This window comes from uncultured Marivita sp. (assembly GCF_947488135.1).
Lineage (GTDB): Bacteria > Pseudomonadota > Alphaproteobacteria > Rhodobacterales > Rhodobacteraceae > Marivita.
On sequence record NZ_CANKYW010000004.1, the window covers coordinates 1 to 13,374 of the forward strand.

Annotated in this window: 12 protein-coding genes and 2 tRNA genes; 8 read left to right on the top strand and 6 right to left on the bottom strand. The window is 59.6% G+C overall.

Annotated elements, in window-relative coordinates; translation table 11 throughout:
- Positions 1-436 precede the first annotated feature (436 nt).
- A complete protein-coding gene (locus Q1B16_RS12615; RefSeq protein ID WP_299789010.1) occupies positions 437-715 on the top strand; it encodes an SH3 domain-containing protein in 279 nt (92 codons plus the stop codon).
- A 17-nt stretch (positions 716-732) separates the two neighbouring features.
- The gene (locus Q1B16_RS12620) at positions 733-1,254 is read left to right on the top strand and encodes a YecA family protein (RefSeq protein WP_299789013.1); all 522 of its coding nucleotides are present in this window, start codon (positions 733-735) and stop codon (positions 1,252-1,254) included.
- A gap of 209 nt (positions 1,255-1,463) precedes the next feature.
- Here the strand turns inward: Q1B16_RS12620 and Q1B16_RS12625 are convergent, their stop codons facing one another.
- On the bottom strand, positions 1,464-2,288 hold the full coding sequence (locus tag Q1B16_RS12625; RefSeq protein ID WP_299789016.1) for a LytTR family DNA-binding domain-containing protein: 825 nt from the start codon (positions 2,286-2,288) through the stop codon (positions 1,464-1,466).
- Positions 2,289-2,510: 222 nt separating this feature from the next.
- Here Q1B16_RS12625 and Q1B16_RS12630 point away from each other — a divergent pair, with 222 nt between their 5' ends.
- The 3 genes from Q1B16_RS12630 to Q1B16_RS12640 all read left to right on the top strand — a co-directional run bounded on the left by Q1B16_RS12630 (position 2,511) and on the right by Q1B16_RS12640 (position 3,775).
- Positions 2,511-3,449 carry a pirin family protein gene (locus Q1B16_RS12630; RefSeq protein ID WP_299789019.1) on the top strand — a complete coding sequence of 313 codons (939 nt, stop codon included), beginning with the start codon at positions 2,511-2,513 and terminating at the stop codon, positions 3,447-3,449.
- 143 nt (positions 3,450-3,592) lie between these two features.
- Positions 3,593-3,669: transfer RNA gene (locus Q1B16_RS12635), tRNA-Asp, on the top strand.
- Positions 3,670-3,698: 29 nt separating this feature from the next.
- Positions 3,699-3,775, top strand: a tRNA-Asp gene (locus tag Q1B16_RS12640).
- A 15-nt stretch (positions 3,776-3,790) separates the two neighbouring features.
- Here the strand turns inward: Q1B16_RS12640 and Q1B16_RS12645 are convergent.
- The 3 genes from Q1B16_RS12645 to Q1B16_RS12655 all read right to left on the bottom strand — a co-directional run bounded on the left by Q1B16_RS12645 (position 3,791) and on the right by Q1B16_RS12655 (position 6,703).
- Entirely contained in the window at positions 3,791-4,651 is an 861-nt protein-coding gene (locus Q1B16_RS12645) for an alpha/beta hydrolase (protein WP_299789022.1), read from the bottom strand.
- Positions 4,648-5,211, bottom strand: a complete 564-nt coding sequence (locus Q1B16_RS12650) for a hypothetical protein (RefSeq protein WP_299789025.1) — start codon at positions 5,209-5,211, stop codon at positions 4,648-4,650. Before Q1B16_RS12650 ends, Q1B16_RS12645 begins: the two co-directional genes overlap by 4 nt.
- Before the next feature lie 115 nt (positions 5,212-5,326).
- Positions 5,327-6,703 (bottom strand): dipeptidase, encoded by a 1,377-nt coding sequence (locus Q1B16_RS12655; RefSeq protein WP_299789028.1) that lies wholly within the window; start codon positions 6,701-6,703, stop codon positions 5,327-5,329.
- 285 nt (positions 6,704-6,988) lie between these two features.
- Here Q1B16_RS12655 and hemA point away from each other — a divergent pair, with 285 nt between their 5' ends.
- The 3 genes from hemA (at position 6,989) to ispG (ending at position 11,166) form a co-directional block, all read left to right on the top strand.
- The gene (hemA, locus tag Q1B16_RS12660; RefSeq protein ID WP_299789031.1) at positions 6,989-8,212 is read left to right on the top strand and encodes a 5-aminolevulinate synthase; all 1,224 of its coding nucleotides are present in this window, start codon (positions 6,989-6,991) and stop codon (positions 8,210-8,212) included.
- Positions 8,213-8,340: 128 nt separating this feature from the next.
- Positions 8,341-9,930 (top strand): helix-turn-helix domain-containing protein, encoded by a 1,590-nt coding sequence (locus Q1B16_RS12665; protein WP_299789034.1) that lies wholly within the window; start codon positions 8,341-8,343, stop codon positions 9,928-9,930.
- 108 nt (positions 9,931-10,038) lie between these two features.
- Positions 10,039-11,166 (top strand): flavodoxin-dependent (E)-4-hydroxy-3-methylbut-2-enyl-diphosphate synthase, encoded by a 1,128-nt coding sequence (ispG, locus tag Q1B16_RS12670; protein ID WP_299789037.1) that lies wholly within the window; start codon positions 10,039-10,041, stop codon positions 11,164-11,166.
- Positions 11,167-11,232: 66 nt separating this feature from the next.
- Here the strand turns inward: ispG and Q1B16_RS12675 are convergent, their stop codons facing one another.
- Both Q1B16_RS12675 and Q1B16_RS12680 read right to left on the bottom strand, forming a co-directional pair.
- Positions 11,233-11,991, bottom strand: coding sequence for a DsbA family protein (locus Q1B16_RS12675; RefSeq protein WP_299789040.1), 759 nt, complete (start codon positions 11,989-11,991; stop codon positions 11,233-11,235).
- Positions 11,992-12,017: 26 nt separating this feature from the next.
- Positions 12,018-13,355, bottom strand: coding sequence for a M48 family metalloprotease (locus Q1B16_RS12680; protein ID WP_299789043.1), 1,338 nt, complete (start codon positions 13,353-13,355; stop codon positions 12,018-12,020).
- Between the last annotated feature and the right edge of the window lie 19 nt (positions 13,356-13,374).

The window sequence follows — 13,374 nt, forward strand, 5'->3', positions numbered from 1 at the left end:
GAAAACCTGTGCGAGCTCATCGAAATGGACCGTCAACACGCACGTTGACCTCGCTGTGGCCTACGCCGGATGCTTACGACCCATTCGTAGCGAAAGCCTAATTTCCGCCCACCGCGCGACCGCTCTTCTCTAATCAATTCCCTATCGCACTACGCCGTTGGTCTGGTTATGGTCCGGTAATCCGGCTTTAAACCGGACGAAAGCCATTCGAAACCAGCCAATTCCCACTGAAAAAATAATTTTTCCTCTGGCGCTGCCCTCCGAATGCATAGCGCATCTGTAAGTATCGCGAGTGTGCGGAGGGTGTGCGCTCCATGCCGATGTCGAAGAATACGGCGTTTAAAGAACTTCGCTGATGGCCATTCCAGCTTCAAATCCGGACTTCGATCCACTAACGGGAACCCCAACACGCGAGGCTGTCCCTGTGATGCACAACATGCTGAAGTCCACAATCCTTATGGTGATCCTCGTTGCTGGATGCAGCAACGGCACGGGTAGCCGAACAACCGTCGTGGGGGCAGGCCCGGACGAGCTCTTGAAGCTGCGCGCGGGTCCTGGCCTCGGCTTTCGCGTGATCCTCGGGCTTCCCGACGGCACGCAGCTAATCCGGCGGGATTGCATTACCGAAGCCAGCCAGCTCTGGTGTCGGGTGTCGCTGTTCGATGCGCCGTCTGTTTCGGGTTATGTCTCTGCCGATTACCTTTCGACGCGCTAATAGAGAGCCCCCCTAGAATGAACGATCTAGAAGAGTTGGATGCCTACCTGTCGTCGGATGCGTCTCCTGATCACTGCATGATGCTTTCCGACTTGGATGGGTTCTTGCACGGCATTGCTTGTTCTCCAGTCCCGATCCCTATCGAAGAATGGATGGCGGTAGCCGTAGGCGGTGACCCCGGAGACCTGCCGAAGTGGGTGCAGGAGGGCATTTCAGTGATCTTCTTCAGTATCATCGAGGGATTGGCCAGCGACCTGCCAGAGGTGGAGCCGATCTTCTGGGAAGCTGCCGAAGGTCACGTGATTGCCATGGATTGGTGCGAGGGCTTCATGCAGGCTGTCTCCTTGCGCCCCAAGGACTGGCTGAGGCTTACAGAGAGCGGAGTTGGCGGCCAACTGATCATTCCAATTATGGTTCACATACTCGACGAGAACGGAAATTCGGTTCTGGGCATCCCGCAAGAGGACCTGGATCAAACCCTTGGTGAGGCAGCTGAACACATCCCAAAGGCCGTGATAGCGATACATCGGTTTTGGTAAGCGAAGCTACGAAGTGCGCTTTGGTTCGTTGAACCTGTGCCAACCGAAGTAGATTGGAAACAGGCCAATTTAGACTTTTTACGAAGGCCTCTCTTGGCCAAACATCAATAGGTTGGCCGATACTCCCTATTTTTACACCGAAGATGTCGGGAGTTCGAGTCTCTCATCACCCACCATTCAGCCCGAGAAAACCGCGCCCCCTCAATGCGTTACTGCATTGGGTTGATGTGATTTTCGAGCCACGACATCACGTCATCGACCCGCGTCCGGGCGACCGGTACCTCGGTATCGTCGCGCAGGCGCAGGATTAGACGACCGTCTTTGTGCTCTGGTTTGATGCCCGCGTTTTTCGCAACCCACCATGAACGGTGCGGTTGGATGCCGTCTTCGCGTTGGGTTTGCGCCACGATGTCGCGCAACCTGGCGCGGGCGAGTGATCTTGCGTCCTCGAATGTCAGGTGCACATGGTGCTCACGCGCCTCGATATGGAGCAGTTTCGACAGGTCGATCTTTTCGCCGTCGATGACCAACTGCCGGGTCTTCTGCTCCCTTTCGATCTCTTCCTGCACACCGGGCATGATGAAGCGATAGAACACCGTTTCGAGCCCCTGCACCGAGAAGAAATAGAAGATCATCTGCTTCACGACATCGTATGGGAAGGTTCCGTTGCTCATGATCATGACGAAAGATTCGCAGACGATAACAGTTGGAACGAGAGCGATGAAACCAAGTAACGGAGTCGGGACCCGGAGCGATGGTATCCGGCGGATCAGAGCGGCAGCGAGCAGGAACTCCAGATGGTATAGTAACAGATAGAAGGAGAAAGCGATCGGCCACAGGATCATGCTGAACCAGAGCGGGACGTAGTTTCGCGCGCCCGACGGATCCGCTGCGAAGAATGTCAGCAAGCTCAGCGACACGAAGACGAGCGTGCGCTTGTGTTGCAGGACCCGGCCATAGGTGGCGGTGGTGAAGGCCATACGGCCCCCCAGAAGGTCCCAAAACTTGATCTCGGTATTCAAAAGTCGTTTCACGACAATACGTTTGCCCAATTCATTTCAGATGCAGACATTAGAATTTTTGCAGATTCGAGCAATCGCGAGCACCCCTTCCGTTGGGTAAATATCTCGTAACTGACGCTAATTCGCATCAGTTTTTTGTGATGTGCAAAAACGCGCAGAAAATGTCCGATTGTTCTATCTGTCCAATTATTGCGCACATAGTTATCTTGTTGCGTGTCACAGGAGGCCATTGCCATGAGTTGGAACCCCGCACTCGATCCACATTGTCCGACCGGAGACGACGTCGATCTGATCGACACGGTCATCATTCCGCGCGCCCGCGATCTGGGCGGATTTGAGGTGCGCCGCGCGTTGCCGGCACCGCGACGCCAAATGGTCGGACCATTCATCTTCTTTGATCAGATGGGTCCGGCCGAATTCCTGCCGTCACGGAGTCTTGATGTTCGGCCGCATCCGCATATCGGGCTCGCGACGATCAGCTATCTGTATCGCGGGCGGATGCATCATCGTGACAGCCTTGGCACGGATCAGTGGATCGAACCCGGTGCTGTGAACTGGATGGTGGCGGGGCACGGGATCACGCATTCGGAGCGGACGGATGACGAAACGCAGCGTGATCCAATGCCGTTCTTCGGCATTCAAACCTGGGTGGCTTTGCCAAAAGACCATGAGGACCGCGCGCCGGAGTTCATCCACGCAGCGCCGTCCGATCTGCCGATGATGACCGGTGAGGGCAAAGACGTGCGGCTCATCCTGGGGTCTGCCTATGGAGAAACGGCGCCGGTCCAGACAGCGTCCGAGATGTTCTACGCAGATGCGGTCTTGCAGCCCGGCGCGGCGATTCCGCTGCCGGACAACCATGAAGATCGGGGTGTCTACGTTGTCGACGGCTCTGTTACCGTAGCGGGCGACACATACGACGCAGGCCAGATGATGGTATTTCGTCCCGGTGACGGGGTGTCGCTCAAGGCCGGGGAACGGGGCGCGCGGTTGATGCTTCTTGGCGGTGAGACGCTGGAAGGGCCACGGTATATCTGGTGGAACTTCGTGGCCTCGTCGAAAGAGCGGATTGATGAGGCGAAAGAGGCGTGGCGCCGAGAGGATTGGGCAGAGGGCCGGTTTCAGTTGCCACCGGGCGATGATGCGGAATTCATCCCCTTGCCGGACAAATGACGTCTTTATCGGCCTGTGCGATGCGCGATTTGTGCTGCACGGGACGTCCGTCATTTTTGCTTCAGAAAACCGCGTGAAAGCGCTTGACGGGGCAGGGCACTGACCATAGAACCCGCGTCACGCCCAGATGCGGGCGGCAGTGAGCGGTTGTAGCTCAGTTGGTTAGAGTACCGGCCTGTCACGCCGGGGGTCGCGGGTTCGAGCCCCGTCAACCGCGCCACCACTGCCAAACGGATCAGCGTGAAATGCGCGGTTGTAGCTCAGTTGGTTAGAGTACCGGCCTGTCACGCCGGGGGTCGCGGGTTCGAGCCCCGTCAACCGCGCCATTTTTCACCCGAAGGTCAGAGCGATGCGAGAAATGCCTTCAGGGCGTCCGCCGTGGCTTTTGGCGATTGGTCCGGGAAGAAATGTCCTCCCTGAATGGCGGCATGTTGCATATCGGCCAGCCTATCGCTCCATGTCGCCGGCACATCCATAAGCCGCGCCATCGCGCCATCCTGTCCATAGAGGACGAGCGACGGGCATGTGACCTTGCGCTGCAAATCTTGTCGGTCATGGTCCCAGTCGACGTGAATCGCGGCGCGGTAGTCGTGGCACATGGAACGGATACAGTCCGGATCACGCCAGCTTTTCCGGTATAGCTCCAAAAGTTCGGGGTCGAAATCCGCAAGCGTCGCTTTGCCGAATCCCAGTAGACAGCGTTCGAAATAAGCATCGGGATCGTGACCGATCATCGTTTCGGGGAACGGATATGGTTGGGCCAGGAAGAACCAGTGATAATAGGCGTTGGCAATCTCGGTTGTCATATGCGTCAGGAGGTGCTCGGTCGGCACAATATCCATGACGGTCAGGCTGAGCAGGCGGTCCGGGTGATCAAGCGCCATGCGGTGTGCGGTGCGTCCGCCGCGATCATGTCCGGCGACGTGGAATTTTTGAAAACCCAACGAGGCCATTGAGGCGACCATGTCCTGCGCCATGCAGCGAAAGCTCATCTCGGGCATGTCGGCAGGCTTGCTGCTGTCGCCGTATCCACGCAGGTCGGCCGTGACGATTGTGTGGCTTTCCGAGAGCGCGGGCAGAAGGGGGCGCCACATCGCACGGGTTTGGGGAAAGCCGTGCAACAGCAAAAGAGGCGGCCCATTTCCGGCCACCTCGTACGCGATGATCTGGTTGTCCGTTTCGAAGCGGTGATGCGTCGTCATTTCGGTGACGAGGAAACCATCACAACGCTTGCCCAGTCAACATTTGTCAGGCTGGCCGTGCGCGCCTGCGCCATTGTCAATAGTTCGGCCGTGTTCTCGATCCCGGCATATTGCAGACCGGCGTTAATATGGGACGGATCGACAGAGCTGACACCGATGGCCGCGATCGCGCCCGCGACAAGACCGGCAGCGTTCCAGCGACCGGACGCGCGCGGGTTGATGATGCGGACGACGTTGACGAGATAGAAGATGATAAGGCCGATGATAAGGATCGAGACGCCGTTCATGCCGTAGCTGATGAACTGCGCGGGCCATCCCGACTGCAACAGCAGGTCCTGCGTTCTGTCCGGGTCGTTCGCCACGAACAGGGCACCCATGGCGAGTGCGAACCCGATGCAACCGGTCAAGATCGGACTGTCCGACTTGCGCGAGGCGTTGCCGAATTCCCAAGGCTTGCGTTCGTCACGTGCGGTCGCTGGCGTGCTCGCAAATGCAGGATCGAGCCGTTCGATGCGGCTGATGAAATCGTTGCGATCCTGTTTTCTCAATACTCGTGTCATGGCGTTAAGCATTCGCCAGAAAATGTGTTCAGAATTGGAACCCGCTGCGGCTTATGTGCGGAACTTCCAGTCGGTTTTAGGCAAGTTCCCTAACGTCAGATGCCACAATTGGGCGTTAAGACTTGCTCAAAGCCTCCAGAATGCGGGCCCAGCTTCTTGTGCCCTTGTGAAAGCTCTCGACGTCATATTTCTCGTTCGGGCTGTGAATCTGGTCGTCATCCTTGCCAAAGCCGATCAGCATCGACTCGGTGTCGAGCAGGGATTGGAAATATCCCGCAACCGGGATCGAGCCGCCGCTGCCGATGAATGCCGCCTCGTCGGGCCATTCGTCGCTCAGTGCTTTGCGGGCCAACTCGAAAGCGGGGTTGTCGATCGACATCACCGATGCCGGGGCGGCACCATCGCTGTTGAAGGTCACCTCGCAATCGGCGGGAAGCATGGCGCGGACCATGTCGCGAAAGCTTTTGTCGATGGCCTGCGGATCTTGGGTGCCGACCAGTCGGAAACTGATCTTGGCATGCGCTTTGGACGGCAGGACCGTCTTGAAGCCCGCGCCCTGGTATCCGCCACCAATGCCGTTCACTTCGCAGGTCGGCCGGGCCCAGATCATCTCGAGCGCGCTGCGCCCGGCTTCGCCCGCCAGTTCCGACAGGCCGACATCCTTGAGGAACGCCTTGTGATCGAACCCGAGCGCGTCCCATTGTTCACGCATGTCATCCGGAATTTCCGACACGCCGTCGTAGAAGCCGGGAACGGTGACTTTTCCTTCATCGTTATGCAGCGCGGCGATGATCTTGGCCAACACGCGGATCGGATTTATCGCGGCTCCGCCATACATTCCTGAATGCAGGTCGCGGCTGGGTCCAGTAATGGTGATTTCTTCCTTGAGCATTCCGCGCAGCATGGTGGTGATGGCAGGTACCCGGCTGTCATAGAGACCGGTGTCGCAGATCAGCGCAATGTCCGCTTTCAGCTCGTCCGCGTTTTCCTTCAGAAACGGAACAAGGGACGGGGACCCCGATTCTTCTTCGCCCTCGAAGAAGAAGGTGATCTTGCAGGGCAGGGACCCGTGAACCGCCTTCCAGGCACGGCAGGCTTCGACAAACGTCATCAGCTGACCCTTGTCGTCCGACGTCCCGCGTCCGCGAATGACCTTGCCTTTCGGGGTGTCCTCGATCTGCGGATCGAACGGATCATTCTCCCATAAGTCCAGCGGATCCACGGGTTGCACATCATAATGGCCGTAGAAAAGGAGATGCGGGCCCGGCCCATCGACATGACCCACCACCATCGGGTGGCCGGGTGTTGGCCGCTTCTCCGCGTCGATGCCGATGGATTTCAGGTCCTCGACCAGCCAATCCGCCGCCTGATCGCACTCTGCCTTGAAGGCGGGATCGGTCGAGATCGACGGGATGCGCAGGAACGCCTTGAGCCGGTCTAGGCTGTCCGGCAGGTCAGAATCGATACGGTTCAGGACAGAGTCGAGAGACATGAGCGCGCTCCTTTGAATGGTCTGCGCGGACCCTACCACTGCGCCAAGTACTGTCCAGAGCGCGGCGCGGTCTGATCCGGTCAGGAATGATGTAGAAAAAATGTAGATTTTTCGTGGCGAATTCGCCTTTGGCTTTGATTGGTTGACTCAGATCAAGGCTGCGACGGTTCGTCGTTCCTTAGAAACATTGTCATGAGGACACGCGATCTATATCCATTCTAAAACGTGAATGCGACGCGGGATGACGAAAACGACCGCACAGATCGCAGGCTGAAGGAGACGCCGGTGCATTACGCAGATAAACTTGACGCAGCCCTGAACCGCTTGCACGAAGAGGGGCGGTATCGGACCTTTATCGACATCGAGCGTCAAAACGGCCAGTTTCCGCACGCGGTCTGGCGCAAGCCCGATGGAACAGAGCAAGACATCACCGTCTGGTGCGGTAATGATTACCTTGGCATGGGGCAACACCCGGCCGTTCTCGACGCCATGCATGAAGCGCTGGATGCCACGGGCGCAGGGTCGGGCGGGACGCGGAATATTTCCGGCACCACGGTCTATCACAAGCGTCTCGAGGCCGAACTGGCTGACCTGCACCAGAAGGAAGCGGCGCTTCTTTTTACATCGGCCTACATCGCGAATGACGCGACGCTGTCGACACTTCCCAAGCTTTTTCCCGGCTTGATCATCTATTCCGATGCACTGAACCACGCGTCGATGATCGAAGGTGTGCGTCGCAACGGTGGCGCCAAGCGGATCTTCCGGCACAATGACGTCGAACACCTGCGCGAACTGCTCGCCGCCGATAATCCGGATGCGCCGAAACTGATCGCCTTCGAATCAATCTATTCGATGGATGGCGATTTCGGCCCGATCGAGGCGATCTGCGATCTGGCCGATGAATTCGGTGCCTTGACCTATATCGACGAAGTGCACGCCGTCGGCATGTACGGCCCCCGCGGCGCGGGCGTGGCCGAACGGGACGGTCTGATGGACCGGATCGACATCATCAACGGCACGCTGGCCAAAGCCTATGGCGTGATGGGTGGTTACATCGCGTCCTCGGCAAAAATGTGTGACGCCATCCGGTCTTACGCGCCGGGCTTCATCTTCACCACATCGCTTCCGCCAGCCGTCGCTGCGGGGGCTGCTGCCTCGGTGGCGCATCTCAAGACGGATCAAAGCCTGCGCGATCAACACCAGCTTCAGGCCAAGATCCTCAAGATGCGTCTGAAAGGCCTTGGCCTTCCGATCGTAGATCACGGCAGCCATATCATCCCCGTGATCGTCGGCGATCCGGTCCACACGAAGCAGATGTCCGACATGATGCTTGAGCGTTTCGGCATTTACGTACAGCCGATCAACTATCCGACGGTGCCGCGCGGAACCGAGCGTCTTCGCTTCACGCCATCGCCGGTTCATGGGCCGAAGGAAATCGACAAACTTGTCCGCGCGATGGATGAACTCTGGGCACATTGTGCGCTAAATCGCGCCGAACTCAGCGCTTAATGCGTGGAATCAGTGCAATGAACCTTGCCGTATGTTAGCGTTGAAGTAATAAAACGCGCGACTCGACTCACCTGGTACGCGCGACGCAGGCAGCGTAGAGACGGTACGAACGGCAAGGGGCAGCGAGTATGATTGGGCGTAAACCCCAAAAATCATCGCAAGACACGACTGAATCCAAACCGCGAGGGTTCGATGATTTCGAACTCAGGCTTGGCGATGTCATGCGTGGGGAACGCGCCACATTGGGCAAATCTCTTCTGGATGTGCAGCGCGAGCTGCGGATCAAGGCGAGCTATATCGCGGCCATCGAAAACTGTGACCCGACAGCTTTCGACACCCCCGGATTTATCGCGGGCTATGTCAGGTCCTATGCGCGGTATCTGGGCATGGACCCGGATGACACCTATTCTGTGTTCTGCGCTGAAAGCGGCTTTGAGACCGCACATGGCATGTCGGATGCCGCGTCCTCGCGGAAAAAGGCGGACGCGATCAAGGCAGCGGGGCCCGTTGGCCCGCGCGATCCGTTCTCTCACCCCGCATTGCCCTTCGCTCCCAGCAGCGATTCCTTTCTGTCCCGCATCGAACCGGGGGCCATCGGATCCACGCTCGTTCTGGTCGTTCTCTTGGGCGGGCTTGGGTTTGGCGGCTATTCGGTCCTGAAAGAAGTGCAGCGTGTGCAATTGGCGCCCGTGGATCAGACGCCCGTCGTTCTATCCGATCTCGATCCGCTGCAAACCTCGATCCAGTCGGTTGAGACGACTGATCCACTGGAAAATACCGATACGGCGGCTGGCGTGTTCACACCGCCGGCCAACACGGAATCCTTCGATCGGCTTTACCGTCCTCAGGCCTTGGACGTGCCGGTCCTTGTCGCGCGGGACGCGCCGATCTCGACGCTTGATCCGAACAGCGTCGGGGCCTTTGCGCAAATCGCAAACCAGAACCTCCCCTCTGTCGATCTCGAACCGGCAACGAATGAGCGGTCTGGCTTTGCCACGGCTGCGCTGTCGCAGGATGGCGTGACTCTGATTGCGGCGCGTCCGGCATGGGTGCGCGTGCGCGGCGACGATCGGTCGGTCATCTTCGAAAAGGTCATGGCGGCGGGCGACACGTGGACCGTTCCGGCCTCTGAAACCGATGCGCTATTGAATGTTGGCGAAAGTGGGGCGCTGTATGTGTCGGTCAATGGTCAGACCATAGGTCCGGTCGGTGCTGCGGGAACCGTGACGTCGGATATGCCGTTGGATGGCGCGACCTTGGCGGCCGTTCTCGAACCGGCCAACCCGCAAACCGACGGGGATCTGTCTCGCGTGTTGGCTGAACTGGGCACGGATACAACTCAGCCGATCATCGGCCAGCCCAAGATCCTCGAAGACAGCGCGCCGGGTGTAACGCTCGTCGCGGTGCGCCCCGCCTGGATCCGCGTCCGTGCGGCGGATGGTACTGTGATATTCGAGACCATCATGAACGCCGGGGACACTTACGAGGTGCCGGCAACCGAAGAACCGCCGACACTGCGCGTCGGCGAATCCGGTGCGATCTATTTCGCGATGAACGGTCAGACCTATGGTCCGGCCGGTCCGCGGGGTGCCGTGACCTCCAACCTAGCCCTCTCGGTCGACGAACTGAGCCAGACCTATTCCGTTGCGTCCATCGAGGCCGACAGCGATCTGGCGCGTATCGTGGCGGAGCTCGCCGTGCCTCAGCCCGCCGACTAAGCGTCGCATCCTATTCGCGACCGCTTGATCCGCCTGTTCACCGGGCCTAGCTATCCTGCTTAAACAACTGTACCGTTTGGTTGACACTTGCCGTCGAAGGAGGGCTGCATGAGCCTCAATCACATTCGCCCGTGGCGCAACATCTATCGCCGCAAATCGCGCCAGATCATGGTGGGGAATGTGCCGGTCGGAGGCGACGCCCCGATCACCGTTCAGACGATGACCAACACGCTGACCCCCGACGTCAAGGCAACCATCGCGCAGGTTCAGGCAGCGGCGGACGCGGGTGCGGATATCGTGCGCATCTCGGTGCCTGACGAAGACAGCTCGCGCGCGCTTAAACAAATCGTGCGCGAAAGCCCCGTGCCGATCGTGGCGGATATCCATTTCCACTACAAACGCGGCATCGAAGCGGCCGAGGCGGGGGCGGCCTGTCTGAGGATCAATCCCGGAAATATCGGGTCCGAGGCGCGGGTGAAGGAAGTCATCAAGGCCGCGCGCGACCACAATTGTTCCATCCGCATCGGCGTGAATGCCGGGTCGTTGGAAAAGCACCTGCTCGACAAATACGGAGAGCCCTGTCCCGACGCGATGGTCGAATCCGGTCTGGATCACATCAAGATCCTTCAGGACAACGACTTTCACGAGTTCAAGATCAGCTGCAAGGCGTCCGACGTATTCATGGCTGCCGCCGCCTATCAGCAGCTTGCAGAGGCCACCGATGCGCCGATCCACCTTGGCATCACCGAGGCAGGTGGCCTCATGACCGGCACGATCAAATCCGCCATCGGCTTGGGCAATCTGCTGTGGATGGGCATTGGCGACACGATCCGCGTTTCCCTGTCCGCCGATCCGGTGGAAGAGGTCAAGGTTGGCTACGAAATCCTCAAATCCCTGGGCCTGCGCCATCGCGGCGTGAACATCATTTCCTGCCCCAGCTGCGCGCGTCAGGGGTTCGACGTGATCAAGACGGTTGAGACGCTGGAAAAGCGACTGGAACACATCAAGACGCCGATGAGCCTATCTATCATTGGATGCGTCGTGAACGGCCCCGGCGAGGCGCTGATGACCGATGTCGGCTTCACCGGCGGCGGCAACGGATCGGGTATGGTCTATTTGGCAGGCAAGCAGAGCCACAAGATGTCGAACGACCAGATGATCGAGCACATCGTCGAGGAAGTGGAAAAGAAAGCCGCAGCCTTGGAAGCCGAAGGTGCGCAGGAAGCGGCGGAGTAGGGCGCCGGACAGGTAGTATGTGGCACAAGGCAGATTACGCCGCCTCGTGCCGCATCAGATCGTCAATCAGCTGGCGTCGCGGATGTCTTCCACGATTTCCTGCATCGCTTCGAGCGGCACATAACCGCGGATCAGTTGGTCTCCCATCACGAATGACGGCGTGCCGTTGATCTGAAGCGCCTGCGCCAACTCGCGGGTCGTCGCGAGTTGCTCGGTGATGCTTTCGTTATCCATCGCCGCCAACACGGCGTCCGTATTAAGGCCGAGTGTGTCCGACAGACGCCGCAAGGCGGTGTCGTCCAGATCGCCGTTCAGGGTGATCAAAGCTTCCTTGGCGGCTTCGTACGCTTCGTCCCCCCCGACTTCGCGGGCGGCCAACGCAAAGCGGGACGAGATCACGGAGTTTTCCCCGAGGATCGGGAACTCCTTGGCGACGTAGCGGATGTTACCATCAAGTTCGAGCAGTTGCGCGACCTCCGGATGGGCGCGGCGGCAGAAGCCACAGCGATAATCGAAGAATTCCACGATCGTGACGTCGCCTTCGGGGTTTCCGCCAACCCAGGAATAGCCGTCGTTGAAAATCGCCTCGGCGTTGTTCTCGACAAGGGCCACATCTCCCTGCGCCTGTTCGGCGGCCTGGCGTTGTTCCAGTACCTGAACGGCCTCCATGATGACTTCCGGGTTCTCGAGAAGGTAGGCCCGGACCTGTTCGCCAAAGGCGGCACGGTCGGCGTCCGACATATTTTCGAGATCGAGATCGGCGGCTTGAACACCGGTGGCCAGCGTCAGAGCCAGGACAGAGGAAGCGATGCGGGTTTTCAACATGATACGTCTTTCTTTGGATATCGGGATCAGCGTCGTTGCGCGCGTTGGGCTGCACTTAGCACATCCTGTGCGCGTTGCCACGGGCCTGATCCGCGTGGCAGGGCGCCTTCGGCCCGTTTCGCGTGGATGGCGGCGTCTTTCAGTCGGCCTTGCACTGCATAGCGTTCTGCGGTGACGAGCGATGCCATCGCGTCCTGTCCGGTCTTGGCATAGGCCACGGCCAGATCGCGCAGGATACGGGTGTCGCTGAAGTCACGACCGCGCGCCGCTTCGAGCGTGCGCAGGGCGTCCTGCGGATTGCCCGCCGCCAGTTGCGCACGTCCGAGACCTCCGAGGATCAAGGGTTCGCGGGGTGCGAGGTTCGCCGCGGCGGAATAGACGCGAACGGCATCGTCGGCGCGTCGCGATTCAAGCAGGATCTGCCCCTTTAGCTCGCGCAGGAAGGGGTCGTTCGGACGCGATGCGATGGCAGCGTCGATATTGCTGAGCGCGCGGCCCAGGTCGCTTTGCCGGTGGTAGGCCACGGCTTTGCGCATTTGCGCGATGTCGGGCGTGCCGCTGCCGTCGGCGCGGCGCAGCGTCCAGCTTGGGGCACGGGTGAAGGCTGTCAGCTTACCCTTGGCGCGCGCGAACCAGTACGCGGCGGCGGGGTCGGGTGCGGTCTGGGCCGACGCACCGGCCACCAGCCCATTGAGCGCGCGCAGGCGATCGCGGGTCAGGGGATGCGAGCGCATATAGGGATCCTGTCTGCTTTCCGAGAGAGCTTCCTGACCGCGAAAGAGGTCCTGCACCTCGATTGCGCCTTGCGGGTCGACGCCCGCGCGCACGAGATACCGGATCGAGCTGATATCGGCGGATGCCTCTTCCGCGCGGGAATGGGCCAGAAGGCTGCGCAGGGCCGAGGATTGGATGCCAATGCCCAAGCCAACGGCGGCCTGACCATTCCCTCCGGCGGCCGCGGCGGCGGCGAGCACCATGCCAAGACCGGCGGCCGTTCGGGCGGTCTGCATGTTGCCCAGGCGGCGCGAGATGTGACCATTGGCGATATGCGCTGCCTCGTGGGCGATCACGGCCTGGAGTTGTGGCGCAGTTTCAAGTTTGGTCAGAAGGCCGGAATGGATGAAGATGTGCTGCGTGTCGACGATGAAGGCATTGAGCGTCGAGTCGTTGATTAACAGGATGCGGACCTGGTTGGGGTTCAGCCCGGCGGCTCGCAGGATCGGCGCGCCAAGTTGCTTGAGCGCGTATTCGATATCGGCATCGCGCAGCAATTGCGCGGCGCGTGCAGGGGCCGCGCCGATCATCGCGGTCAGGCTCAGCACCAGGACCGTCATCCGTACAAGACGGCGTGTCGCTCTATACATTGACCTTGCCCTGCCTTCG